Genomic DNA, 24951 nt, shown 5'->3' with positions numbered 1-24951 from the left:
CCGGCCGGGACGTACGCGGGTCTCGACCGGCGGTGCCGTCGGCCGTCGGCCGGGACCTACGCGGGCCGCTGCAACACCGCCAGGCTCCGTCCGACCAGCGTCACCTGTTCGCCGGCCGACACCTTCGGCCCCGAACCGGGCAGGACCCCGGCGGGGCGGGCCGTGTCGACCACCACCAGCCACTGCCGGCCGTGATTCACCGGAACGGAGAATTCCAGCGTCTCGGCGCTCGCGTTGAACATCAGCAGGAACGAGTCGTCGGAGATCCGCTCGCCACGCGGCCCCGGCTCCGAGATCGCGTGGCCGTTGAGAAAGACCGTCAGCGCCTTGGCGTGCGCGGCCTGCCAGTCCCGCTGCGTCATCTCGCGGCCCCCGGGCGTGAACCACGCGATGTCCGAGAGCTCGTCGTGCGTGCCCTCGACCGGCCGCCCGTGGAAGAACCGGCGGCGCCGGAAGACCGGATGGTCGCGGCGGAGCCAGACCATCGCCCGGGTGAACTCCAGCAGGCTGCTGCCCAGACCGTCCCCCTCGGCGGGAGCGTCCCCGTCCTCGTCGTCCGCGTCGTCAGCCGCGGCCCCGGCCGGGTCGGGCCAGTGCACCCACGACAACTCGCTGTCCTGGCAGTACGCGTTGTTGTTGCCCCGCTGGGTGCGCGCGAACTCGTCGCCGTGGCTCAGCATCGGCACGCCCTGCGACAGCATCAGCGTGGCGATGAAATTCCGCATCTGCCGCATCCGCAGCTCCAGCACCTCAGGCTGATCCGTCTCGCCCTCCGCGCCGCAGTTCCAGGACCGGTTGTGGCTCTCGCCGTCCCGGTTGCCCTCGCCGTTCGCCTCGTTGTGCTTGTCGTTGTACGAGACCAGGTCGTGCAGGGTGAACCCGTCGTGGCAGGTGGTGAAGTTGATCGAGGCGAGCGGCCGCCGTCCGTCGTCCTGGTACAGGTCCGACGACCCGGTCAGCCGCCCGGCGAACTCGGCGAGGGTCCTCGGCTCGCCCCGCCACAGGTCCCGCACGGTGTCCCGGTACTTGCCGTTCCACTCCGTCCACAGCGGCGGGAAGTTCCCCACCTGATAGCCGCCCTCGCCCACGTCCCACGGTTCGGCGATCAGTTTCACCTGGCTGACCACCGGGTCCTGCTGCACCAGGTCGAAGAACGACGACAGCCGGTCCACCTCGTGGAACTGCCGGGCCAGGGTGGCCGCCAGATCGAAGCGGAACCCGTCCACGTGCATGTCCGTGACCCAGTACCGCAAGGAGTCCATGATCAGCTGGAGCACGTGCGGCGACCGCATCAGCAGGGAGTTCCCGGTCCCCGTGGTGTCCATGTAGTACCGCTGGTCGTCCGCGAGCCGGTAGTACGAGGCGTTGTCCAGGCCCCGGAAGGAGAGCGTCGGACCCAGGTGGTTGCCCTCCGCGGTGTGGTTGTAGACCACGTCGAGGATCACTTCGATGCCCGCCTGATGCAGCGCCCGTACGGCCTGCTTGAACTCCAGCACCTGCTCACCGCGGTCGCCCCAGGACGCGTACGCGTTGTGCGGGGCGAAGAAACCGATGGTGTTGTAACCCCAGTAATTGGCCAGCCCCGCGTCCGCCAGCCGGTGGTCCTTGACGAACTGGTGCACCGGCATCAATTCGATCGCCGTGACACCCAGTTCCGTCAGGTGGGCGATCACCTCCGGATGGGCCAGTCCTGCGTACGTGCCGCGCAGCTCCTTCGGCAGCGCCGGATGGAGCATCGTCAGGCCCTTCACATGGGCCTCGTAGATCACGGTGCGGTGGTAGTCCGTACGGGGCCGCCGGTCGTCGCCCCAGTCGAAGTACGGGTTGACCACGACCGAGGTCATGGTGTGGGGGGCCGAGTCGAGATCATTGCGCGCGTCGGGCCGGCCGAACGGATAGCCGTACACCGCCTCGCCCCACCGGATCTGCCCCGCGAGGGCCCGGGCATACGGGTCGAGCAGCAGTTTGGCCGAATTGCAGCGGATGCCGCGCTCCGGTTCGTACGGGCCGTGCACCCTGAATCCGTACCGCTGACCGGGCATCACCCCGGGCAGATAGGCATGGCGGACAAACGCGTCGGTCTCCCTGAGCTCCACCGCCGTCTCGGAACCGTCGTCGTGCAGCAGGCACAACTCGATTCGGTGGGCGGCCTCCGAGAAGACCGCGAAGTTGGTCCCGGCGCCGTCGTACGTGGCACCGAGGGGATACGCCTGTCCCGGCCAGACCTGCATAGGTTCGACTCTTCCACTTCTGATCCGGGTGTCTGGGGCTTGCGGGCTGCTCGAGCCAGATCTTCCCCGAAAGTGGTGCGGCTACCTAGGACGTCGCGCGGTCCGGTCAACATCGGGCCTCTCCGTGTCGCCCGGAACGGGAATCCGGGGTCCTGAGCCGGTCGTCGGCCCCGTGCAGGGCCCCGGACGAGGTGCCCAATCACTATGAATCCGCTCACTACGGCAGATCTCGCACCCGGGAACGTGCCTATGTCACAGGGGAGTTGACGAAGCAGCCTGCGCATCCTGCTGCACCGGATCCCGCTCGCGGAGTACCCTTCCTTGATCGTTGGTGGGGGAGTGGAAGGCGGTGCGCGGGTGAGCTCGGGAGGGTTCGAGCTGCCTCCAGGTGACGCAGGTCACGAGGGGGAATCCACCGATGCCCCGCCCGGGGCGGTCTCACTTGCGCGGCCCATGGAGATCGGCGCGGAACTGGACTGGGGAGCGGACGCCTGGAGCGAGGTGCGTACGCGCGCCCAGCGGGCCGGGCGTGCCTACATCTGGCTGAATCTCGTGGAGCAGCGGCTGCGCGCCGTGGTCGCCGCGGTGCTCCGGCCCATCTACGAGCCGGTCCACGGCGAGGACTGGGTGGTGGCCGCTGCCGGACCCGCCGGGCAGGAGTGGGTGCAGCGCGCCGTCGCCGTACGCGAGGTCTCCCGTCGCAAGGGCTATCTGCTGGACCCGGCCGACGACAACGTGCTGAGCTTCCTCACTCTGCCGCAGCTGCGCGAGCTGATGGTTCAGCACTGGCCGTGTTTCGAGGCGTACTTCGACGACCGGCGCGAGGTCGAGCTGGCGCTCGACGAGCTGGAGGTCGCCCGCAATGTGGTCTCCCGCAACCGGGCCCTGAACGAGGCGGTCCTCGCCCAGGCCGAGCGCGCCTCGGCCCGGCTCCTGGAGATCCTGGGCAGCGGGGCGGCGGTTCCCTCGTCCGACCGGCTGCCGGTCGACGCCGTCGAGGAGCTGGTCGGCGACCGGTACGCGGATGTGGTCTCCGTCCACTCCGACCGGGTGCGGCTCCAGCGCCAGCTGCCCGCCGAGGACCTCTTCGGCGGTTCGCGCCGCCTCGACGCGATCGGCATAGGACTCAATCTGCTGGTGCAGAACTTCTCCGGCCGCCGGCTGATCCGGCTCGCCGAGTCGGGCTGCCGGGTCCGGCTCCTCTTCATCAACCCGGCGAGCAGCGCCGTCAAGCGCCGTGAGCGGGAGCTGGGCCTCAAGAAGGGCGAACTGAGCCGGTCGGTGGAGATGAACATCCTCCATATGCGCCGGGTCCGCTCCAAGCTCCGCGATCCGGGCGCGTTCGAGATCCATGTCTTCGACGAGACGCCGCGCTTCACGGCCTATCTGGTGGACGGCGACGGGACGGACGCGGTCGGGGTCGTCCAGACGTATCTGCGGCGCGCACGCGGCATGGAGGCGCCCGTTCTGGTGCTGCGGGGCGGCGGGCGGGCGGTGGTCCGGGCGGGGCAGGAGAACGAGCACGGGCTGTTCGAGACGTACCGCGAGGAATTCGAGTCCGTGTGGGCGGACTCCCGGCCGGTCTCCTGAGGGGTTGTTTCCTGAGGGGGCGTCCCTGAGGAACCGTTCCTCGGTCGTTGCTCCTGAGAGCTGTTCCTGAGGGGCTGTCCGTCCGTTGTCAGTGGTGCATGCGAGGGTGGTCATCACCTGGGGGAGAGCACCACGAAGGAGGTACGGGATGAGCTGGCACCGGGAGGCGCTGGTCGGCTTCGACCTGGAGACGACGGGCACGGAACCGCTGGAGGCCAGGATCGTGACAGCCGCGGTCGTCGGCGTCGGCGGCAGGGACGGGGAGCCGGTGCGGCAGGACACCTGGCTGGCGGATCCGGGCATCCGGATCCCCGCGCAGGCCTCGGCGATCCACGGCATCAGCAGCGAGCGGGCGGCGGCGGAGGGCCGGCCGGTGCGCGAGGTGGCCGACGAGATCGCCGGGACGCTCACGGAGTACTGGCGCCGCGGCGTGCCGGTCGTCGCGTACAACGCGGCCTTCGATCTGACGCTGCTGACGGCGGAATTGCGGCGGCACGGGCTGCCGTCGCTGAGCGACCGGCTCGACGGGGCCGGGATCGGGCCGGTCATCGACCCGTACACCATCGACCGGGCCGTCGACCGCTACCGCAAGGGCAAGCGCACTCTCGAAGCGGTCTGCGTCGAGTACGGCGTGGTGCACGGCGGAGCCCACGACGCGGGGGCGGACGCGCTGGCCGCGGTCCGGGTGGCGTACGCGATAGCCGAGCGGCACGGCTCGGTGGCCGCGCTGACCGCCGCCGAACTGCACGAGCGCCAGGTGGAGTGGTACGCGCAATGGGCGGCCGACTTCCAGCAGTTCCTGCGCCGTAAGGGCACGGCGGACGCGGTGATCGACGGCCACTGGCCCCTGCGCGAGCCGGCCCCGGTGACCGGCTGAGGACGCAGCCGGCCCCGAGCCGGTCCGGCACGCACGAAAGCCGAGCCGGTCCGGCGCGGGAACGTCAAGCACGCACGGTGCTCGAGGACATCTTCTGAGCCCGTCCGGCCCTTGAGGGCACCCCCCCCGAGTCCGTCCGGCGCTTGATGGACACCCCGAGCCCGTCCGGCGCTTGAGGGCGGCGCAACGGCCCCGGACGGCCCCGGTCACCCGCGCTCCGCACCGGGGTATCCGCGTCCTAGAACGGATACCACCGCACCGTCGCGTCGCCGTCGCGCAGCGATGCCACCCGGCGGCGGAACTCCGCGAGTGCCTTCGGGTTGGTCGGCGCGTGCTGGGACACCCAGGCGCAACTGGCCGTCTCCCGCGCCCCGCGCAGCACCGCGCAGCCGTCCCATTCGCGGACGTCCCAGCCGTACGCGGCGGTGAAGGCGTCGTACGCCTCGGCCGCCAGTCCGTACCGGTCCCGGGACAGCGTGAGCACCACCAGGTCGTGCTCACGCAGATCGGCGGAGAAGGTCTCCAGATCGACCAGCACCGGCCCGTCCGGGCCGACGTGGACATTACGGGGGAGGGCATCGCCATGGATCGGACCCGGCGGCAGATGAGGGACCAGCGCGGCCGCGGCCGTCGCGAAGCCGTCACGGCGCTCACGCAGATAGTCGGCGTCGGCCGGGTCGACCGCGTCGCCCGCGAGCCGCAGCCAGCGCTCGACCCCGCCCAGCAGTTCACGGCGCGGAAGGGTGAACCCGTCCGGTGCGGGCAGCGCGTGGACCAGGGTGAGCAGCCGCGCCAGATCCTGCGGATCCGCTGGGCGTACGGCATCGGGCAGCCGGTGCCAGAGCGTCACCGGGTGGCCCTCCACCAGCCGCGCCCGGGGCTCGGCGGCCCGCACGGCGGGGACCCCCGAGGCGGCCAGCCACTCGGCTACGGCCACCTCGCGCTCGGCCCGGTCCCGCAGTTCCGGGTTCCGCACGGCGTCCCGGCCGACCTTGACCACCAGGTCGCCCACGGCAAACACCGCGTTCTCACCCAGCGCGAGCAGCTCCGCACCGCCGGACAGTCCGGCAGCGGTCAGCACCTCGCGCGCACGCTTCTCGTTCATGGCTCCGATTTTCGCATCCGTGCAGGCCCGCTTGACGAACCGATGGCCCGTCAGCACGATGACGAGGGCCACCTGAGCGGCCAGAACGGTATGAAACCGATCGAATGACGCAAGGGGGCGAATTTATGACATTAGCGAGTGCGACCGTAAAATCCGGGACACACGGCCCGCCCGGCAGCCCGCACGACAAGCAGCACCGGCCGGTCAACCGGAGCGCCGGCTCCTGGTTCCTGGTGCTGCCCGCGCTGATCCCGATCCTCATTCTCAGCGTCGGCCCGCTCCTCTACGGCATCGCGCTGGCTTTCACCGACGCGCAGTCCGGCCGCACCCGCTCCACCCAGTGGGTGGGCGGGCTGAATTTCCAGGACCTGCTCCACGACACCCTCTTCTGGGAGTCCTTCCGGATCGGTCTCCTGTGGGCGGTCGGCGTCACGGTCCCGCAGTTCGTGCTGGCGCTCGGCCTCGCCCTGCTGCTCAACCAGAATCTGCGGATGCGCTGGCTGGCGCGGGCGCTGGCGATCATTCCGTGGGCGATGCCCGAGGTGGTCGTCGGCATCATGTGGCGGCTCGTCTACAACCCGGACGCGGGGGTCCTCAACGAGACCATCCGCGATCTCGGCCTCGGGGACGGCCGGGCCTGGCTCACCGGACTCGCCACCGCCCTGCCCGCCGTGATCGTCGTGGGCGTCTGGGCCGGCATGCCGCAGACCACCGTCGCCCTGCTGGCCGGACTGCAGAACACCCCGCACGAACTCCACGAGGCCGCCGCGCTGGACGGAGCGGGCGCCTGGCGCCGCTTCCGTACCGTCACCTGGCCCGCGCTCAGACCCGTCGCGCTCTCCATCACCGCGCTCAACTTCATCTGGAACTTCAACTCGTTCGCCCTGGTCTACGTACTGACCAACGGCGGACCCGGCGGCCGTACCCGGCTGCCGATGCTCTTCGCCTACGAAGAGGCATTCCGTTATGGACAGTTCGGCTACGCCGCGGCGATGGGATGTGTGATGGTCGCGGTGATCTCCGTGATCCTCGCCGGGTATCTCGTCGGCCGGCTCAGGGGAGGCGAGGACCGGTGAGCCCGCTTACCAGCAGATCCGCACGTGCCGGACAGTACGTCGCACTGCTCGGCTATCTCGTCTTTCTGGCGTTCCCGTTCCTGTGGCTGATCTCCACCGCCTTCAAACCGGCGCGCGAACTGGGCTCCCTGCACCCGACCTGGATCCCGGAACATCCGACGCTCGACAACTTCCGCGCGGCGTTCGACGAACAGCCGCTGCTCCAGGCCGCCGCCAATTCGCTGATCGTCGCCCTCTGCGCCGCCGTCGTCGCGGTACTCGTCGCCACGCCCATGGCGTATGTGACGGCCCGCCACCGCTCCAGGCTTTCGAGTGCCACCACCGGCTGGGTCGTGGTCAGCCAGGCGTTCCCGTTCGTCCTGCTGATCATTCCGCTCTTCCTGATCCTCAAGAACCTCCATCTGATCAACACCCTGTGGGGGCTGGCCATGGTGTACGTGGTCTGGGCACTGCCCTTCGCGCTGTGGATGCTGACCGGATACGTACGGGCCGTGCCCGCCGAGCTCGAAGAGGCCGCCTCGGTCGACGGCGCGGGCCGGCTCCGCACGCTCGTCTCGGTCACCGCGCCGCTGCTGGCCCCCGGCATCGTCGCCACGGCGCTCTTCGCGTTCATCACCGCATGGAACGAGTTCTTCTTCGCGCTCGTCCTGCTCAAGACACCGGAGAAGCAGACCTTGCCGGTCGTACTGACCCACTTCCTCGGCGCGGAGGGCACGGCCGATCTCGGACCGCTCGCCGCCGCCGCGTTCCTCGCGACCCTTCCCTCGCTGGTCGTCTTCGCGCTCATCCAGCGGCGGATCACCGGTTCCATGCTGGCCGGGGCGGTGAAGAGCTGATGCGCGCACGGGTACGGACGACGGCCGCCGCCGTGACCACCGCGCTGGCTCTGCTGCTCACCGGCTGCGCGGGGACGGACGACAGCAGGGGCGACGACAGGCGGACCGAGCTCAGCTTCCAGTCGCTGGCCTGGCAGAAGGAGTCCGTCGACGCGAACAAGCAACTGGTGAAGGAGTGGAACGCGACCCACCCCGACATCCATGTCACATATGTCCAGGGCAGCTGGGACACCGTCCACGACCAGCTGCTCACCTCCTTCGAGGGCGACGAGGCACCGGACGTCATCCATGACGCCTCCGACGACCTCGCCGACTTCGCGTACGGCGGCTACCTCGCCGATCTGCGCACGCTCCTCCCGGACCGGCTGACCGCCGACATCCCGCAGCAGAGCTGGCAGACCACCACCTTCGGCGACGGCGTCTACGGAGTGCCGTTCCTCCAGGAGCCCCGCGTACTGATCGCCAACACCGGGATCCTCGAGGAGTCGGGGGTCCGTATCCCCACCCCCGACAGCCCCTGGAGCTGGACCGAATTCCGGCAGGTCACCAAGGAGCTGACGGGCAAGGGGAGATACGGCGTCGCCTGGCCGCTCAAGGAGCCGGTCTCCGTCACCCTCAACCTCGGGCTCTCCGCCGGTGGCCGGCTCTTCCACCGCGGCGCCGACGGCAAGGTGACCATCCGCGCGGGCGAGGGCGACCAGGTCGTCCCCGGCACCATTCGCGACCAGGTGAACACCGACCACAGCGCCGCACGCACCACGCTCGGCATGGGCGGCTCCGACACCCTGCCGGGATTCTTCGGCGGCAAGTACGCGATGGTTCCGCTCGGCTTCTCGTACCGCCAGCAAATTGTCGAGCAGGCCCCCGAGGGCTTCGAGTGGACGGTGCTGCCCGCCCCCGTCGGCAGCGGGGGACCCGCCCAGGGGGTGAGCCCGCAGACCCTCTCCGTCTCGGAGGCCAGCCCGCACAAGAAGGAGGCCGCGCAGTTCATCGACTTCCTGCTGCGGCCGCAGAACATGGTGCGCCTCGCCAAGGGGGACTGGATGCTCCCGACCGGCACAGCGGCCCTGGCGGACCCGGCCCTGCACACCGACAAGGACGGCTGGTCGACCGGTGTCGCGGTCGCGAAGGGGCTCCGGCCGGCGCCCGCCCAGGCGGTCCGCGGTTACCCGGAATGGAAGGACAAGGTCGCCACACCCGCACTCCAGGAGTACTACAGCGGGGCGATCGGGGCGGCGGAGCTGAGAAAACGTCTGGTGGACGACGGGAACCGGGTGCTGGCCCGCTATCAGCGCTGAGACGCCCCGGAAGGAGAGCGCCGCCCGCCACCCCCGATGGCCGAAGTGCCCCCGAGTCGCTGTGCGCGGCTGTGCCCGGCCCGGTGGACGACCCCGAGGTGGCGATGAGGGCCGCGGTCGTACGGGAACGGATGGCGGGAGAGGGCGGCACGAAGCGGGCCGCCCTCTCCCGGGCCGAACCTCCGGGCCGACCGCCGCCCACCTCATCGGGGCCGAACTGCACGTGTGACGGGCGGGGGTGGAATCAAGCCGTCTCGTCGACCGCCCGGGGGCGCCGCCCCGTTCCCTCTTCCCGCCTGCGAAGGGTGCCGGTCATCGTTGCGGCAGCGGCGAGCCCCTTACGCGGGACGGGTGTTGCGAGGGCGGCGTCCGACGTGGGCGCGGCTGGCCGGTTTCTTATTACGAAGCCTTGTTGAATAAGTCACAGCCCCATGAAGGTCTTGATCTGAGCGCGTCAATCAGCGAGGGTTTCGAGCCAGCCCCCGGAGATATTCCGGCCGGGGGTCAATCCCCCCACAAAGAATGACGAGGAGACCCCTCTTCATGGCAATTCTCGGTGCCGCCGCCTTCTACCTCTCCGGACACCCGGACGCCACCCCGGAAGAGGTCGCCACGGCCCTGACCGACGGTGCCACCCCCGACGCGATCTCCGACGCGACGGAGGGCACACCGAACAAGCTGCTGAAGGTCGTCGAGTAACCGACCCCGCGCAGACGTGACCGGGCAGCGGACGCCCGGCGCGACGGAATCGGCGGCCGCCGCGCCCTCCCCCACGGGGCGCGGCGGCCGCACCGCGTGAAGCGATCGTCCTATGGTGTGCCCATGACGATGTACGCGGCGCTGTTGCGCGGAATCAATGTGAGCGGTCACAAGAAGGTTCCGATGGCCGAACTCCGCACACTGCTCACCGAACTGGGCCACGGCGACGTCCGCACCCACCTGCAGAGCGGCAACGCCGTCTTCAGCAGCCCGTCGGACGACGAGAACGCACTCGCCGCCGAACTGGAGCGGACCATCGAGAAACGGTTCGGCTTTCCCGTCCCCTGCCTGGTCCGGGACGGCGCCTACCTCGCGGCAGTTGCGGCGGCCTGCCCCTTCCCGGCCGCCGAACTCGAAGGCAGACAACTGCACATCACCTACTACGGACAACCCGTCGACGCCGAACGCTTCGCCCGGATCGACCCCGCGGCCTACCTCCCCGAGGAGTTCCGGCTCGGCGACCGCGCGCTCTACCTCTACGCCCCCGACGGACTGGGCCGTTCCAAACTCGCCGACGCACTGTCCCGGCCCACCCTCACCAGGGGCGTCACGGCCACCTCACGCAACTGGAACACCGTGGTCAAGCTCGTGGAGATGACCGCACACGACGGAGCCCGCACATGAGCGAACCGTCCCCCGGAGTGGCCGCGGCCTTCGAGGGCGAGCTCCGCCTCCTGGACCCGTCGGTACGAGCCTCCGCCGAACTCCTCTCCCAGGTGCTGCACCCCGAGTACCGTGAGATCGACTCCACCGGCCGGGTCTGGGACCGCGACACGATGATCGCCTCGCTCACCGGGGACGACGCCCCGCATCCCGGTCCGCTCACCGCGTCCCGGATGCGCGGAGTCCAGCTGCACGGCCAACTCGTCCATGTCACCTACGACACCGAGGCGAAGGGGAGCTTCGCCCACCGCAGTTCGCTGTGGCGGCTGACCGGCGCGGGCTGGTTGCTCTACTTCCACCAGGCCACCTTGTTCGACCAGGCCCCGAACACCGGTCCGGACGACGAGGGCTGAGCCCGCTCAGCGACGGGCGACGCGCTGCGCCCGCGCCGTCCACCGGCCGTCCGTACAGGAGATCCGCACCGGATGCCCGAAGCAGTCGCCGCCCCGGTCGGTGCACTCATACGGGTGCGAGCGCCTCCAGGCGGCTCATGTCCTCGGCGGACAGCCGGATCTCCCGCGCCCCCAGGTTCTCCGCGAGATGGCCGGGCGAACCGGTGCCCGGGGTCGGGCACAGCACGGGGGAGCGGTGCAGCAGCCAGGCGAGGGCGATCTGCCCGCGGGTGGCACCGTGCCGGTCGGCGACACCGGCGAGCGCCGCGGCGGACTCACCGGTCAGGGCGCCGTTCGCCAGCGGGAACCAGGGCAGGAAGGCGAGGCCATGGGTCTCGCAAAGTCTCAGCACCGCGTCCGACGAACGGTCGAGGAGATTGAAGCGGTTCTGCACCGAGGCGATCGCGGTCAGGGAGAGAGCCTGCTCCAGCTGGTCGGCGGTGAGGGTGTCCAGACCGATGTACCGGATCTTGCCTTCCTGTCTCAGCGCCTCCAGAGCCCCCAGCTGGTCGGCCATCGGCACGTCCGGGTCCAGCCGGTGCAACTGGTAGAGATCGATCCGGTCCGTCCGCAGCCGTCGCAGACTGGCCTCGCACATCGCCCGCAGCTGCTCGGGACGGCCCGCGACGTGCCAGGCGCTGTCGCTGGTCCGCACCACACCGCCCTTGGTCGCGATGACCAGATCGTCGCGATACGGGTGAAGGGCCTCGGCGACCAGCTCCTCGGCCAGCCCGGGGCCGTAGTTGTCGGCGGTGTCGATGAGCGTGACCCCTTGCTCGACGGCCGCCCGCAGCACGGCCACGGCCTCCTGCCGCTCCCCGCGCGGACCCCAGTATCCGGCGCCGGTCAGCTGGGCGGTGCCGTAACCGAGACGACGTACGGGCAGCTCGCCACCGAGCAGGAACACACCGCCGAGCGGCTGTGACGTGAAAGACATGACGGGAACACTAGTGCCCCTCGTTGATCAGACACTTGGTCGGGCACTGCCACTGATCGCCACGCAGTTCGCTCAATCGTGCCCATGTTCGCCAAAACAAGGTATTGGCCCAGTAGTTGTGCCGCGCTGAGGGTCCGAGATGGCTTGTCCGACCGCCACCGACGTGGAGAAGCCCAAGCTGCTCGCCCCGGTCGAGCCGGATGTGACGCCGCCCTCGTCGACGCCGCCACCTGAAGCGGCGGGTCCGGCCGGCGTCGCCTTTCTTCAATGCCGTTGTCAGTGGCCCGTCCTAGTCTGGGACGTATGAAGAACGAGCACGCTCACATGACCGAAGTCGCCGGCGAAGCGGCCCGCATCGCCCGTTCCATCACCACCGATCAGCTCGAACTGCCCACGCCCTGTGGCGACTGGGACCTGCGCGAACTCATCAACCACTGGGTGCTCTACACCTCCCACGGCCTGGAGCGCCGCGCCCTGCGCGAGGATCTTCCCGAGGAGCTCACCACCCGCGACTTCACCGCCGACGCCGACTGGGCGCAGCAGTACGCGGCGCAACTGGACCGGGCCGTCGCCGCCTGGTCGGACCCGGCGGTCTGGGAGGGCGAGGTCGACCTCGGGAATTCCACGACACCCGCTTCCGAGACAGCCGCGATGCTCATCGAGGAGACGGCGCTGCACACCTGGGACGTGGCCCGCGCCGTCGGCGAGGAGCTCCGGCTCTCCGACGCCGCGGCCACCTATGTCCTCGACGTCGTCGACGGCAACGCCGCGCTCTACCGGCAGTACGACGGCTTCGCCGACGAGGTGACGGTGCCCGGATCGGCGTCGCCGCTCGAACGGGCGCTGGCCCACAGCGGACGCGACCCGCACTGGGCCAGGGCCTGAAAGTGGCCCAGTTGACCGGACGGTGAATGGCCCGGGGCGGTACGCCACTACCTGGTTAGGCTCGACGCATGACCACTCACCGCACCCCGGACACGGGCAGGACCGCCGTCGACTTCTACTTCGATCCGGCCTGCCCGTTCGCCTGGATCACCTCCCGCTGGATGCTGGAGGTGGAGCAGCAGCGCGACATCGAGCTCCGCTTCCACGTCATGAGCCTCTACCTGCACAACATCGGCAATGAACTCCCCGACTGGTACCGGGAACTGGTCGACAAGTCGATCGGCCCGGTGCGGGTCGCGGTCGCGGCGGCTGCCCACCACGGTGATGCTGTGCTCCGCGATCTCTACACCGCGATGGGCAGCCGCATCCACCAGCAGAAGAACGAGGACTTCGACGAAGTGATCGCCGAATCCCTCGCGGAGCTCGGTCTGCCCGCCGCGCTGGGTGCCGCCGCGCACTGTGAGACGTACGACGAGGCACTGCGGCGCAGCCACGACGCCGGCAAGGATCCGGAGGCGGACGCCTACGTCGGTACGCCCACGGTCCATGTCGACGGTTCGGTCTGGTTCGGGCCGGTCCTGCGGGCCGTACCGCGTGGCGAGGAGGCGGCGCGGGTCTTCGACAGCTTCCGCGTACTTGCCGGGAATCCGGACCTCTTCGAACTCAAGCGGACCCGCACGGGCAGCCTGGACGTGGGCTGATGAACGGCGGCCGCTACGCGCCGGGCTCTACGCGGTGAGCGAGGCCGGCCGGGCGCGCGGGACACGGGCCTCGTCGTACCGGGTCAGCAGCAGCCGTGCCAGCTCCGGTGACGCGCCGAGGACATCGGCCAGCACGTCCGCCCCGGCCGCTCCCGCGGCGATACGGTCCGGGAGCCGGCCGGGTGCGATGACATAGGGGGCCACCGCCACCCGCCGTACGCCCTCGGCGCGCAGGGTCCGTACGGCGTCCTCGGTGCGGGGGAGGGATGCGGAGGCGAACGCAGGCCGCACGGAACACCAACCGGTGTGCCGCAGCTCCCGCGCGATTTCAGCGATCACTGCGATCGCCTCCGGGTCTGTGGAGCCCGCCGAGGCCAGGACGAGCCCGGTCGAGCCGCGGTCACCGGGACGGATCCCGGCTTCGTGCAGCCGTCGTTCCAGTGCCGAGTTCAGCAGGGGTGACGGGCCGAGCACCTCGGCCTGCCGGATGCGCATCCGAGGCAGCCTGGTCCGGGCCTCGTGCAGCACCGTCGGGATGTCGGACTTGGCGTGGAAGGCCCGGGTCAGGAGGAGGGGGAGCGCGATGACGTCCCCCGCTCCCTGTGCGGCCAGCCGCTCCAACACCCTCGGCACCGACGGTGCGTTGAAGTCCAGGAAGCCGGTCTCCACGCGCAGCCCCGGCCGCAGCGACCGCACCCGCGCGGTGAGCGCGTGCACGGTCGCCGCGTGCCGCGGGTCGCGGCTGCCGTGGGCGATGACGAGGAGGACCGGGGCGGACATGGCGTGGCTCAGTTCTTGACGAGGAGACCGCGGCTGCGCAGCACCCGCCGCTCCAGCGGACTGAAGATCAGCAGGTCGATCGCGATGCCGACGAAGAGGATCAGGATGATGGCCAGGAAGATGCCGGGCATGTCGGCGTTGTTGCGGCCGTTCTCCAGCAACTGTCCGAGCCCGAGCCCGAGGTCGGGGGAGGACGCGATGATCTCGGCGGCCATCAGCGAGCGCCAGGAGAACGCCCAGCCCTGCTTGAGACCGGCCAGATAGCCGGGCAACGCGGCCGGCAGCACGATGTGCCAGGTCCCGCGCAGCCCGGTCGCGCCGAGCGTGCGGCCCGCCCTGAGGAACAGCGGCGGCACCTGGTCGACGCCGGAGACCAGCCCGTTGGCGACCGAGGGGACGGCGCCCAGCAGGATCACCGCGTACATCATCTTGTCGTTCAGCCCGAGCCAGATCACCGCGGGCGCCACCCAGGCCACCGACGGCAGGGACTGCAGCCCGGACAGGATCGGGCCGATCGCCGCCCGTACGAGTTTCACCCGGGCGACCAGCAGACCCAGCGGCGTACCGATGGCCACGGCCAGCAGGAAGCCGAGCAGACCGCGCGAGATGCTGGTCCAGACGACGTCCAGGAGCGTCCCCTGCAGCCACATGTCGGCCGCGCTGTTCCACACCGCACCCGGTGAGGGCAGCTTGTAGTCGTCGGTGACCCGGGCCTCGACGAGCAACTGCCAGACGACGACCACCAGCGCCACCGCGAGCACCGGCGGCAGTACCTTGCGGAGCAGCACCTCGCGCACGGGGGTGCGGCGCACCTGCACGGCGTCCAGCGCGTCGAGCCCGGCCTCCAGCCCGGCCAGATCGTCGGGCTTGGTGTCAGTGCTGGCCATGACGGCGGATCTCCCCACGCAGCTGTTCGGTGATCTCAAGGGAAAGTTCCGCCACAGCGGTGTCCTCGATACGGCGCGGCTGATCGATGTCGACCGTCCACTCGCGCGCGATCCGGCCGGGCCGGGACGAGAGCAGGACGACGCGCTCGGCGAGCCGTACCGCCTCGCGCACGTTGTGCGTGACGAAGAGGACCGAGACCCTCGTCTCGCGCCAGATCCGGGTCAGCTCGTCATGCAGCACGTCCCGGGTGATGGCATCGAGCGCGGCGAACGGCTCGTCCATCAGCAGTAGTTGACTGTCCTGGGCGAGGGACCGGGCCATGGCCACCCGCTGCCGCATGCCGCCCGAGAGCTCATGCACCCGTTTCCCGTACGCCCCGCCCAGCCGTACGAGTTCCAGCAGCCGCTCGGCCTCCGTGCGGCGCTGCGACTTGGGTACGCCGCGCAGGCGCAGCGCGAGTTCGATGTTCTTGCCCGCGGTCAGCCACGGGAACAGGGCGTGCTCCTGGAACATCAGGGCCGGCCGCCCGCCGGGGGTCTCGATGGATCCCGCGGTCGGGCGGTCGAGCCCGGCCACCAGGTTCAGCAGCGTCGACTTTCCGCACCCGGAGGCTCCCAGGAGGGTGACGAACTCGCCCGGTGCGACATCGAGCGTGATGTCGTCCAGGACGAGCTGCTGCCCCGTCGGTGCGCCGAAGGACTTCGAGACATGTGCGATACGAGCGGCGTGCCCGACCGAGACACGGTCCTCGGCCTTGGTGAGAGTGGTCGCCATGGTCGTCACCTCCTGGGAGTCTGCGAACGGGTGCTTACTTGACGCCGAGACCGGCGTCGGCCACCTCGGGCCTGCCCGCGGCCTCGAGGATCTTGTTCAGCGGCTTCAGGTCGTAGATGCCCTTGAGGTCCGGCTTCTCCAGAAGGCCCGCCTTCACCGCGTGCCGGGCCTGCGCGTCGAGCGTGGCCGCCAGCGGGTCGTCGGTGATCTGGATCGACTTCCACGCCGGGTCGATGATCTCGGCGGGCAGCGCCTTGCCGGTCAGCTTCGTCAGCGCCGCGTTGGCGGAGGCCTTCGCCTTGTCCGGGTTGGCGTTGATCCACGCGTTGGTCTTCACCGAGCCGCGCAGCACCGCCTCCACGACGTCCGGGTGCTCCTTGAGGAACTTCTGCGACACGATGATGTTCGTGATCACGAACTTGTCGTCCGGCCACAGCGTCGACTCGTCGAGCAGCTCCTCGGCTCCCTCGGCGACCAGCTTGGACGCGGTGGGCTCGGGGACCCAGGCGCCGTCGATGGAACCGGACTTGTAGGCGTCCGGGGTCACCTTGTTGTCCGTACGGACCACGGAGACGTCGCCCTTGCCGCTCTGCGCGTCGACCTTCCAGCCCTTCTCGGAAATCCAGTTGAGGAAGGCCACGTCCTGGGTGTTGCCGAGCTGCGGGGTGGCGATCTTCTTGCCCCTGAGGTCGTCCAGGGTCTTGATCTTCTTCGGGTCGACGACCAGCTTCACACCGCCGGAGGCCGAACCGCCGATGATCCGCAGGTTCTTGCCCTTGGACTTCGTGTAGCCGTTGATGGAGGGCGACGGGCCGATGAAGCCGATGTCGATCGAGTTGGCGTTCAGCGCCTCGATCTCGGACGGCCCCGCGTTGAACTGCGAGGTCTTCAGCTGGGTGCCGCCGAGCTCCTTCTGGAAGAGGCCCTCCTGGTCACCGACCAGGGCGGTGGCGTGCGTGAGGTTCGGGAAGTACCCGATCCGTACGGTGTCCGCGGAGAGCTTCTTCGCGTCGGCGGCGACGTTCGACTTCTTGGAGCCGTCGTCCTTCGCCTCGGAGCCGTAGCCGCAGGCGGTGAGCGCGACGGCGAGCAGCGGCAGGGCGGCGGCAGCGGCGAGGCTGCGGCGCAGCGTGGTACGGGGGGCAGGCACGGGAGGCTTTCCTCTCGTCGGCCCGGTGCTCGCGCCCCTCGGAACTTAAGGGGACACGGCCGGGAAGTCGGCAGGTCTTCGTCTGAACTGGCGGTGCGGTTGGTACGGGTGGGCGCGCAGGCAGTGCGCGTACGTCATCGCGCACATCGCGCGACCCCGCCCTGGCCGCTGCCGAGGGCGCCGCTGCCGACGCGGCCGCCCTCCTTCGCGAACGTGGAGTAGATGTCGATGGTCATCAGAAGTCCCACTCGGCGTCGTCGGCCGCGTCGGCTGCGGTCTTGGCCACGGCGGCGAACGAGGCACCGGCCATGCCGGCCGTCAGCGTGGTGCCGTCCGCCGGGTCGATCAGCAGGAAGGAGCCGGTGCGGCGGGAATCCGCGTACGCGTCGAGCGCGAGCGGCTGCGCGGTACGGACGACGACCCGGCCGATGTCATTGGCGACGAGCCGGCCGGGGGCCGGGTGCTGGGAGAGGTCGTCCAGCGTGAGGCGCGACGGGATGTCCTTGACGATCGCCTTGACCGTGCGGGTGGTGTGCTTGAGCAGCACCCGCTGGCCGACGGTGAGCGGCTGGTCGGCGACGTGGCAGACGGTCGCCTCGACATCCCGGGTGACCGCGGGTGCGTCGTCGGTGGGTGCGAGGAGGTCGCCGCGGGAGATGTCGATGTCGTCCGCGAGCCGGATCGTCACGGACTGGGGTGCCCAGGCGATGTCCACGCTCTCGCCGAGCGCGTCGATCGCGGTGACCGTCGACGTACGGCCCGAGGGCAGGACGGTGACGGCCTCGCCGACGCGGAACGCACCGGCCGCGATCTGTCCCGCGTAGCCGCGGTAGTCGGGGTGCTCGGCGGTCTGCGGGCGGATGACGTACTGGACGGGGAAGCGGGCGTGGCAGGCGGTGAGGTCATGGCTGACCGGCACCGTCTCCAGGTGTTCCAGAACGGTGGGGCCGCCGTACCAGTCCATGTTGGCGGACGGCTCCACGACGTTGTCACCGGCCAGTGCGGAGATCGGGATCGCGGTGATCTCAGGTACGCCCAGGGACGCCGCGTATGCGGTGAACTCCTCGGCGATGGCGGCGAAGACGGGCTCCGCGTAGTCGACGAGGTCCATCTTGTTGACGGCCAGCACCACGTGCGGGACGCGGAGCAGCGCGGCGACGGCGGCGTGGCGGCGGGTCTGCTCGACGACGCCGTTGCGGGCGTCGACCAGGACGACGGCCAGCTCGGCGGTCGAGGCGCCCGTCACCATGTTCCGGGTGTACTGCACATGCCCCGGGGTGTCGGCCAGGATGAACCGGCGGCGCGGCGTCGCGAAGTAGCGGTAGGCGACATCGATGGTGATGCCCTGCTCACGCTCGGCCCGCAGTCCGTCGGTCAGCAGCGCCAGATCGGGCGCCTCCTGGCCCCGGCGGCGCGAGGCGTGCTCGACGGCCTCCAGCTGGTCGGTGAGGACGGACTTGGAGTCGTGCAGCAGACGTCCCACGAGGGTGGACTTGCCGTCGTCGACGGAGCCCGCGGTGGCGAACCGCAGCAGGTTGGTGGTCGACAACTGCTCCGGGTGCTGGGTGAGTGCGGTCATCTTAGAAGTACCCCTCGCGCTTGCGGTCTTCCATCGCGGCCTCGGACATCTTGTCGTCGGCGCGCGTCGCGCCCCGTTCGGTGAGCCGGGAGGCGGCGATCTCGGTGATCACGGCGTCCAGCGTCGTGGCGTCGGAGTCGACGGCGCCGGTGCACGACATGTCGCCGACCGTGCGGTAGCGGACCTGCCGGGTCTCGACCCGCTCGCCCTCCTTGGGGCCACCCCAGTCGCCCGCGGTCAGCCACATGCCGGAGCGGTTGAAGACCTCGCGCTCATGGGCGAAGTAGATCTCCGGGAGCTCGATTCCCTCGCGGTCGATGTACTGCCAGACGTCCAGCTCGGTCCAGTTGGAGATCGGGAAGACCCGGACGTGCTCACCGGGGGCGTGCCGGCCGTTGTAGAGCTGCCACAGTTCGGGGCGCTGGCGGCGCGGGTCCCACTGGGAGAACTCGTCGCGCAGCGAGAAGACCCGCTCCTTGGCGCGTGCCTTCTCCTCGTCGCGGCGCCCGCCACCGAACACGGCGTCGAAGCGGTGCTGCTGGATCGCCTCGGTCAGCGGCACGGTCTGCAGCGGGTTGCGGGTGCCGTCCGGGCGCTCGCGGAGCTTCCCGGCGTCGATGTACTCCTGCACGGAGGCGACATGGAGCCGCAGCCCGTGCCGGGCCACCGTGCGGTCGCGGTACTCCAGCACCTCGGGGAAGTTGTGCCCGGTGTCGACGTGCAGCAGTGTGAACGGCACCGGCGCCGGCGCGAACGCCTTGAGCGCCAGATGCAGCATCACGATCGAGTCCTTGCCACCGGAGAACAGGATCACCGGCCGCTCGAACTCACCCGCCACCTCACGGAAGATGTGCACGGCCTCCGACTCCAGGGAGTCCAGGTGGCTGAGTGCGTACGGATTGCCGGTGCCTTCCGACACAGCCGCGACGGTCGTCACGCTGCACCCCTCTCGTTCAGCAGCGCATACAGCTCCGCCGCGGACTCCTGCACGGTCTGTCGGTGCGACTCGATCCGCAGGTCCGGCGACTCGGGCGCCTCGTACGGGTCGTCGACCCCGGTGAGCCCGCTGATCTCGCCCGCCGCCTGCTTGGCGTAGAGGCCCTTCACATCGCGTACGGAGCACACCTCGACCGGGGTCGCGACGTGCACCTCCAGATACGCGGTGCCCTCCGCCTGATGGCGCTTGCGTACGGCGTCACGGCTGTCCGCGTACGGGGCGATGACCGGAACCAGCACCTTCACGCCGTTGGCGGCCAGGAGTTCGGCGACGAAGCCGATCCGCTGGACGTTCGTGTGGCGGTCCTCGCGGGAGAAGCCGAGCCCGGCGGAGAGGAACTCGCGGATCTCGTCGCCGTCGAGGACCTCCACGCGGTGGCCCTCGCCGCGCAGCCGGCCGGCCAGTTCGTACGCGATGGTGGTCTTGCCCGCGCTCGGCAGACCGGTCAGCCAGATGGTGGCACCCGTCTCCGTCACGCTCATCGAAGTCTCCTGATCAGTCGTCATCAGTCGTGCAGCCCGCACTCGGTCTTGCCCCGGCCGGCCCAGCGTCCGGCGCGTGCGTCCTCGCCCTCCAGCACCCGGCGGGTGCAGGGCGCGCAGCCGACGGAGGCGTAGCCGTCCATCAGCAGCGGGTTGGTGAGGACGCCGTGCTCCGCGACGTACGCGTCGACGTCGTCCTGGGTCCAGCGGGCGATCGGCGAGATCTTGACCTTCTGCCGCTTCTCGTCCCAGCCGACGACCGGGGTGTTCGCCCGGGTCGGGGACTCGTCGCGGCGCAGCCCGGTCGCCCAGGCCGCGTACGACGTCAGGCCCTCCTCGAGGGGCTCGACCTTCCGCAGCTTGCAGCACAGGTCGGGGTCGCGGTCGTGCAGCTTCGGCCCGTACGCGGCGTCCTGCTCGGCCACGGTCTGCCGCGGGGTGAGCGTGATGACGTGGACGTCCATCACCGCTTCGACCGCGTCGCGGGTCCCGATCGTCTCGGGGAAGTGGTAGCCGGTGTCGAGGAAGACCACGTCGACGCCGGGAAAGGCGCGCGAGGCGAGGTGGGCGACGACCGCGTCCTCCATGGACGAGGTGACGCAGAACCGCTTGCCGAAGGTGTCGGCGGCCCACTTCAGGATGTCCAGCGGGGAGGCGTTCTCCAGCTCCCGGCCCGCGCGTTCGGCCAGGCTCTTGAGGTCACCGGCCTGCGGAGTGTCCGTCATATCCCGTCCCGTTCGACGTCGTTGCGCTGCAGTCCCCGGGTCAGCAGACCCAGGAACTTGAGCTGGAACGCGCGGTTGCAGGAAGCACATTCCCAGGCGCCGTGGCCGGTCTCGTGCGGGCGCAGATCCTCGTCGCCGCAGTAGGGGCAGTGGAACGGTGCGGCGCGTTCGCTCATGACAGCGACTCCGCACTGGCCCGCGCCGCCCACGTCGCGAACCGCTCGCCGTCCTCGCGCTCCTCCTGGAAGCGGCCCAGGACCCGCTCGACGTAGTCGGGCAGCTCGGCCGAAGTGACCTTCAGGCCACGGACCTTGCGGCCGAACCCGGCCTCCAGACCCAGGGCGCCGCCCAGGTGGACCTGGTAGCCCTCGACCTGATTGCCGTCGTCGTCCAGCACGAGCTGGCCCTTGAGGCCGATGTCGGCGGTCTGGATACGGGCGCAGGCATTGGGGCAGCCGTTGAGGTTGATGGTGAGCGGCTCGTCGAAGTCCGGCAGGCGGCGCTCCAGTTCGTCGATGAGCGAGGCGCCGCGCGCCTTCGTCTCGACGATCGCCAGCTTGCAGAACTCGATGCCGGTGCAGGCCATCGTGCCGCGGCGGAACGGCGACGGCTTCACCTGGAAGTCGAGCGCCTCCAGTCCGGCGACCAGGGAGTCCACCTGGTCCTGCGCCACGTCGAGGATGAGCATCTTCTGCTCGACGGTGGTACGCAGCCGGTCCGAGCCGTGCGAGGCGGCCAGCTCGGCGATCTTGGCGAGTGTGGAGCCGTCCACGCGGCCGACCCGGGGGGCGAAACCGACGTAGAAACGGCCGTCCTGCTGCTGGTGCACACCCACGTGGTCGCGCCAGCGGCTGCTGGGCTGCTCGGGTGCGGGCCCGTCGACCAGCGGACGCTTCAGGTACTCGTCCTCCAGCACCTGGCGGAACTTGGCGGGGCCCCAGTCGGCCATCAGGAACTTCAGCCGGGCGCGGTTGCGCAGCCGCCGGTACCCGTAGTCGCGGAAGATGCCGACGACTGAGGCCCAGACGTCCGGAACCTCGTCGAGCGGCACCCAGGCACCGAGCCGCTCGGCGAGCCGCGGATTGGTGGAGAGACCGCCACCGACCCAGACGTCGAAACCCGGACCGTGCTCGGGGTGGACCACGCCGACGAACGCGATGTCGTTGATCTCGTGCACCACGTCCTGCACCGGCGAGCCCGAGATCGCGGTCTTGAACTTGCGCGGCAGGTTGGAGAATTCCTTGTTGCCGATGTAGCGGTCGTGGATCTCGTCGACGGCGGGTGTGCCGTCGACGATCTCGTCGGCGGCGATCCCCGCCACGGGGGAGCCGATGATCACGCGGGGGCAGTCGCCGCAGGCCTCGGTGGTGGAGAGCCCGACGGCCTCCAGCTTCTCCCAGATCGCCGGGACGTCCTCGATGCGGATCCAGTGCAGCTGGATGTTCTGCCGGTCGGTGATGTCCGCGGTACCGCGCGCGTACTCCTGCGAGACCTCGCCGATGACCCGCAGCTGCGCGGTGGTCAGCCGGCCGCCGTCGATCCGGACCCGCAGCATGAAGTACTTGTCGTCCAGTTCCTCCGGCTCCAGGACCGCGGTCTTGCCGCCGTCGATGCCGGGCTTGCGCTGGGTGTACAGACCCCACCAACGCATGCGCCCACGAAGGTCGTTGGGGTCGATCGAGTCGAAACCGCGCTTGGCGTAGATCGTCTCAATGCGTGTCCGCACATTGAGACCGTCGTCGTCCTTCTTGAACTGCTCATTGCCGTTGAGCGGAGTGTGGTGCCCCACGGCCCACTGGCCTTCGCCACGGTGGCGTCCGGCCTTGCGGCGGGGCGTGACGGGCGCAGGCTGTTCCGGGGTAGCGGCCATGACAGTACGTCCTTCGGGACTGCAGGAGGGCGGCTCTGAACTGCACACTCGCGCTGAGGCGCGGCGGTGCGCAGGGTGGGCGGAGAAAAGGGGATCGCGGCGGTGCTGGGACTCTCAGCTCGCCGGACAGATGGCGCTGGACACGCGGCCGAGGTCGACGTGGCGTCGACTCACCAAGGCAATTCCAGTTCCAGGCATGACGGAAGCGTGGCACGCGAATCTCTGAGCAGTCCACCACTATCCATGATGTGGACGAGAGTGTCCCGTCATGCGAGACGGTGTGGTGCCTGTCACCCGATCCGGGCGGGCCGGGCCGCCCGTAATGGCCGCGATCACCCCACCTGTCGCCGGAAGCCGCAGCCCCGTTGCCCGCGTACTACCGCTTCGCCCCCGGCCACGGCCCGGGCGTCGCCACCTCGGGCTCCCGCTCCGCCTTCGTGTCGAAGAGCCGGAAGCCGCGCCGCAGATAGTTGTCCATGGCGTGCGGACCGTCCTTGGAGCAGGTGTGCAGCCACACCCGCTTCGTCGGCGTCCGCTCCGGCCAGCGCTCCGCCAGGTCCCAGGCGCGGGCGACCCCGTACGAGAGCAGATGGCCGCCGATGCGGCGCCCCCGGAAGGCGGGTATCAGCCCGAAGTACATGACCTCGACCACGCCGTCGTCCTGCGGGTCCAGCTCGATGTATCCGGCCGGGGTCCCGTTCGCGTACGCCACCCAGGTCTCCGCCCCGGGCCGGTCCAGGGCCTCCTGCCACTGCGCGTACGTCATCGTGAGCCGGTCCGTCCACTGGATGTCGCCGCCGACCGCCGTGTACAGGAACCGGCTGAACTCGGGCAGCGGCACCTCGGACCGGACGATCCGTACATCACTTTCCGGGACGGCGGCGGGGCGCAGATCGTCGGGGGAGGTCTGTTCCAGGGACCAGATGGTCACCTCGGCGGTGGTGTCGGCGGTGCGCGCGGGGTTGCTCATGACCGCCAGGGAATCACGCCGCGCGGCCCGGACCCAAGCCGGTCCCACGGCCCGGACGACGGCACCGACCGCAAGCGGCGAAAGGGAGGCCCTATGAGGCCTTACGCGCCCCGACCACCACCGGAGCCGTCGAGCGCGGCAGCAGATCGGCCGGGTGATCCGGGTGGATCACCTCCACCTCGACCCCCTCGCCGAAGCGGTACGGGCGGTGTGCCAGAACCTCCGCGAGATGGCGGCGAATCCGCGAGATCTCCGCCCGCACCGTCACCGTCCGGGTCGCGTCGCCGAAGATGTCCTGCGCCAGCTCCGACGCTGTACGCCCCTCGCTGTGCAGCGCCAGGGCGAACAGCAGCTCCGCATGGCGCGGCGAGAGCCGTTGCGTCCACGTACCCACCGCACCCACCACATTGACCATGAGACCGCGCGGCCGGCTCAGATCCAGCACCACCCTCCGCTGCGGCTCGTCCGCGGGAGCGTCGGTGACCCGCACCAGCCAGCCGCCGTGCAGCGGCTCGACCTGGCACATACCGAGCGACGGCAGCCATACCCGGCCCGGCTGCAACGACTTGGGCAGCGGCAGCCGGTCGACGGGCGGAATCCCGGTCACCGCGGCGAGCCAGCCGTGCGTGTCCACCGCCAGGGCCCGGCCGCCCAGCCGGCACAGCAGCGGCGCCGCCACCGAACGCAGCCGGTCGATCGCCTGCAGATGCCGGTTGCGGATCTCGCTCTCGGCCAGCCTGGCGACCGAGCCGACCAGGGCGAGCGAGGTCGGATGGAACGTGGACGCCGGACCGCTGATGTCGACGATGCCCATCAGCCGCCCGTCCCGCGGATCACGGACCGGGGCCGCCGCGCACGTCCAGCTGTGCAGACTGCGCACGAAGTGCTCCGACGAATGGACCTGGACCGGGGTGCGCGAGGCGAGCGCCGTACCGATCGCGTTCGTCCCCGTGCTCGCCTCCGCCCAGGCCGCGCCCTCCGCCAGACAGATGTCGTCCGCCCGGCGCAGCACCCCCGTATTGCCCTGGCGCCACAGCACCCGGCCCTCCACATCGGTGACCACCACGATCTGCTGCGCGGTGTCCGCGAGCGTGACCAGGGACTCGCTCAGCAGCGGCATCACCGCGCTCAGCGCCGAAGTCCGGCGCCGGTGCTCGATCTCGTCCATTTCCAGCAGCACACTCTCGGTGGACTGGTCCGGATCGACACCGCAGCGCAGCACCCGGTCCCACGAGGCGCTGATCGCCGCCCGCGGGGCGACCGGTGGACGCTCGCCCGCGAGCCTGGCCTCCCGGGCCCGGTGGATCAGACGCCGGGCCTGGACGGACTGCGGGACGGCCGAATGCGTCTCGGCGGCGCTTGTCTCCACTCTCGTTCCCCCCAGAT

At 70.1% G+C, this 24951-nt stretch carries 25 protein-coding genes and 1 pseudogene; 10 read left to right on the top strand and 16 right to left on the bottom strand.

Annotated features, from left to right (window positions below):
• Positions 1-56: 56 nt before the first annotated feature.
• A complete protein-coding gene (glgX, locus tag ACFVV1_RS31060) occupies positions 57-2231 on the bottom strand; it encodes a glycogen debranching protein GlgX (RefSeq protein WP_389996015.1) in 2175 nt (724 codons plus the stop codon).
• Between the two features lie 357 nt (positions 2232-2588).
• Between glgX and ACFVV1_RS31055 the strand changes: the two genes are divergently transcribed.
• Together ACFVV1_RS31055 and ACFVV1_RS31050 are read left to right on the top strand one after the other, a co-directional pair.
• Positions 2589-3821: an SAV2148 family HEPN domain-containing protein gene (locus ACFVV1_RS31055; RefSeq protein ID WP_389996013.1), complete on the top strand. Its 1233-nt coding sequence runs from the start codon at positions 2589-2591 to the stop codon at positions 3819-3821.
• A 148-nt stretch (positions 3822-3969) separates the two neighbouring features.
• On the top strand, positions 3970-4698 hold the full coding sequence (locus ACFVV1_RS31050) for a 3'-5' exonuclease (protein ID WP_389996010.1): 729 nt from the start codon (positions 3970-3972) through the stop codon (positions 4696-4698).
• Between the two features lie 238 nt (positions 4699-4936).
• Here ACFVV1_RS31050 and ACFVV1_RS31045 read toward each other — a convergent pair whose 3' ends face one another.
• Positions 4937-5803 (bottom strand): phosphotransferase enzyme family protein, encoded by an 867-nt coding sequence (locus ACFVV1_RS31045; protein ID WP_389996007.1) that lies wholly within the window; start codon positions 5801-5803, stop codon positions 4937-4939.
• Between the two features lie 125 nt (positions 5804-5928).
• On the opposite strand from ACFVV1_RS31045, the gene ACFVV1_RS31040 reads away from it, so the two are divergent.
• From ACFVV1_RS31040 to ACFVV1_RS31015, 6 genes and pseudogenes are all read left to right on the top strand, one after another.
• On the top strand, positions 5929-6879 hold the full coding sequence (locus ACFVV1_RS31040) for a carbohydrate ABC transporter permease (RefSeq protein ID WP_389996004.1): 951 nt from the start codon (positions 5929-5931) through the stop codon (positions 6877-6879).
• On the top strand, positions 6876-7715 hold the full coding sequence (locus tag ACFVV1_RS31035) for a carbohydrate ABC transporter permease (RefSeq protein WP_389996001.1): 840 nt from the start codon (positions 6876-6878) through the stop codon (positions 7713-7715). Before ACFVV1_RS31040 ends, ACFVV1_RS31035 begins: the two co-directional genes overlap by 4 nt.
• Complete coding sequence (locus ACFVV1_RS31030) at positions 7715-9013, top strand: ABC transporter substrate-binding protein (RefSeq protein WP_389995998.1); 1299 nt, start codon at positions 7715-7717, stop codon at positions 9011-9013. Before ACFVV1_RS31035 ends, ACFVV1_RS31030 begins: the two co-directional genes overlap by 1 nt.
• Positions 9014-9562: 549 nt before the next feature.
• Positions 9563-9712 (top strand): annotated as a pseudogene (locus ACFVV1_RS31025) (S8 family peptidase); the annotation flags it as partial.
• A gap of 123 nt (positions 9713-9835) precedes the next feature.
• Positions 9836-10396, top strand: coding sequence for a DUF1697 domain-containing protein (locus ACFVV1_RS31020; RefSeq protein WP_389995996.1), 561 nt, complete (start codon positions 9836-9838; stop codon positions 10394-10396).
• Positions 10393-10788 (top strand): DUF4440 domain-containing protein, encoded by a 396-nt coding sequence (locus ACFVV1_RS31015; protein WP_389995994.1) that lies wholly within the window; start codon positions 10393-10395, stop codon positions 10786-10788. Before ACFVV1_RS31020 ends, ACFVV1_RS31015 begins: the two co-directional genes overlap by 4 nt.
• A 106-nt stretch (positions 10789-10894) precedes the next feature.
• On the opposite strand, the gene ACFVV1_RS31010 is transcribed toward ACFVV1_RS31015, so the two are convergent.
• Positions 10895-11764: an aldo/keto reductase gene (locus ACFVV1_RS31010; protein WP_389995991.1), complete on the bottom strand. Its 870-nt coding sequence runs from the start codon at positions 11762-11764 to the stop codon at positions 10895-10897.
• Positions 11765-12067: 303 nt separating this feature from the next.
• Between ACFVV1_RS31010 and ACFVV1_RS31005 the strand changes: the two genes are divergently transcribed.
• Together ACFVV1_RS31005 and ACFVV1_RS31000 are read left to right on the top strand one after the other, a co-directional pair.
• On the top strand, positions 12068-12649 hold the full coding sequence (locus ACFVV1_RS31005; RefSeq protein ID WP_389995988.1) for a TIGR03086 family metal-binding protein: 582 nt from the start codon (positions 12068-12070) through the stop codon (positions 12647-12649).
• Between the two features lie 68 nt (positions 12650-12717).
• The gene (locus ACFVV1_RS31000; protein ID WP_389995986.1) at positions 12718-13350 is read left to right on the top strand and encodes a DsbA family protein; all 633 of its coding nucleotides are present in this window, start codon (positions 12718-12720) and stop codon (positions 13348-13350) included.
• A 27-nt stretch (positions 13351-13377) separates the two neighbouring features.
• Here ACFVV1_RS31000 and ACFVV1_RS30995 read toward each other — a convergent pair whose 3' ends face one another.
• The 13 genes from ACFVV1_RS30995 to ACFVV1_RS30935 form a co-directional block, all read right to left on the bottom strand.
• Complete coding sequence (locus ACFVV1_RS30995) at positions 13378-14130, bottom strand: sirohydrochlorin chelatase (RefSeq protein WP_389995983.1); 753 nt, start codon at positions 14128-14130, stop codon at positions 13378-13380.
• An 8-nt stretch (positions 14131-14138) separates the two neighbouring features.
• Entirely contained in the window at positions 14139-15017 is an 879-nt protein-coding gene (locus ACFVV1_RS30990; RefSeq protein ID WP_389995980.1) for an ABC transporter permease, read from the bottom strand.
• Complete coding sequence (locus tag ACFVV1_RS30985; protein WP_389995978.1) at positions 15004-15792, bottom strand: ABC transporter ATP-binding protein; 789 nt, start codon at positions 15790-15792, stop codon at positions 15004-15006. Before ACFVV1_RS30985 ends, ACFVV1_RS30990 begins: the two co-directional genes overlap by 14 nt.
• A gap of 34 nt (positions 15793-15826) precedes the next feature.
• Positions 15827-16942, bottom strand: a complete 1116-nt coding sequence (locus ACFVV1_RS30980) for an aliphatic sulfonate ABC transporter substrate-binding protein (RefSeq protein ID WP_389995975.1) — start codon at positions 16940-16942, stop codon at positions 15827-15829.
• Positions 16943-17177: 235 nt separating this feature from the next.
• Positions 17178-18521, bottom strand: a complete 1344-nt coding sequence (locus ACFVV1_RS30975; RefSeq protein ID WP_389995972.1) for a sulfate adenylyltransferase subunit 1 — start codon at positions 18519-18521, stop codon at positions 17178-17180.
• Position 18522: 1 nt separating this feature from the next.
• Positions 18523-19458, bottom strand: a complete 936-nt coding sequence (gene cysD, locus ACFVV1_RS30970) for a sulfate adenylyltransferase subunit CysD (RefSeq protein WP_389995969.1) — start codon at positions 19456-19458, stop codon at positions 18523-18525.
• Positions 19455-20000: an adenylyl-sulfate kinase gene (gene cysC, locus ACFVV1_RS30965; RefSeq protein WP_389995966.1), complete on the bottom strand. Its 546-nt coding sequence runs from the start codon at positions 19998-20000 to the stop codon at positions 19455-19457. Before cysC ends, cysD begins: the two co-directional genes overlap by 4 nt.
• Before the next feature lie 23 nt (positions 20001-20023).
• The gene (locus ACFVV1_RS30960) at positions 20024-20725 is read right to left on the bottom strand and encodes a phosphoadenylyl-sulfate reductase (RefSeq protein WP_389995964.1); all 702 of its coding nucleotides are present in this window, start codon (positions 20723-20725) and stop codon (positions 20024-20026) included.
• Positions 20722-20901, bottom strand: a complete 180-nt coding sequence (locus ACFVV1_RS30955) for a hypothetical protein (protein WP_266749480.1) — start codon at positions 20899-20901, stop codon at positions 20722-20724. The genes ACFVV1_RS30960 and ACFVV1_RS30955 overlap by 4 nt, the downstream gene beginning before the upstream one ends.
• Complete coding sequence (locus ACFVV1_RS30950; RefSeq protein ID WP_389995960.1) at positions 20898-22595, bottom strand: nitrite/sulfite reductase; 1698 nt, start codon at positions 22593-22595, stop codon at positions 20898-20900. Before ACFVV1_RS30950 ends, ACFVV1_RS30955 begins: the two co-directional genes overlap by 4 nt.
• A gap of 114 nt (positions 22596-22709) precedes the next feature.
• On the bottom strand, positions 22710-22793 hold the full coding sequence (locus ACFVV1_RS30945) for a putative leader peptide (RefSeq protein ID WP_317864749.1): 84 nt from the start codon (positions 22791-22793) through the stop codon (positions 22710-22712).
• A 178-nt stretch (positions 22794-22971) separates the two neighbouring features.
• Entirely contained in the window at positions 22972-23565 is a 594-nt protein-coding gene (locus ACFVV1_RS30940) for a GNAT family N-acetyltransferase (RefSeq protein ID WP_389995957.1), read from the bottom strand.
• Between the two features lie 91 nt (positions 23566-23656).
• Positions 23657-24934, bottom strand: coding sequence for a GAF domain-containing protein (locus ACFVV1_RS30935; protein ID WP_389995955.1), 1278 nt, complete (start codon positions 24932-24934; stop codon positions 23657-23659).
• Positions 24935-24951 lie beyond the last annotated feature (17 nt).

It is taken from the genome of Streptomyces sp. NPDC058092, assembly GCF_042884935.1.
Classification (GTDB): Bacteria; Actinomycetota; Actinomycetes; order Streptomycetales; family Streptomycetaceae; genus Streptomyces.
Note: the sequence above shows the minus strand (reverse complement) of the source record. Positions and strands in the feature narration are given on the sequence as shown.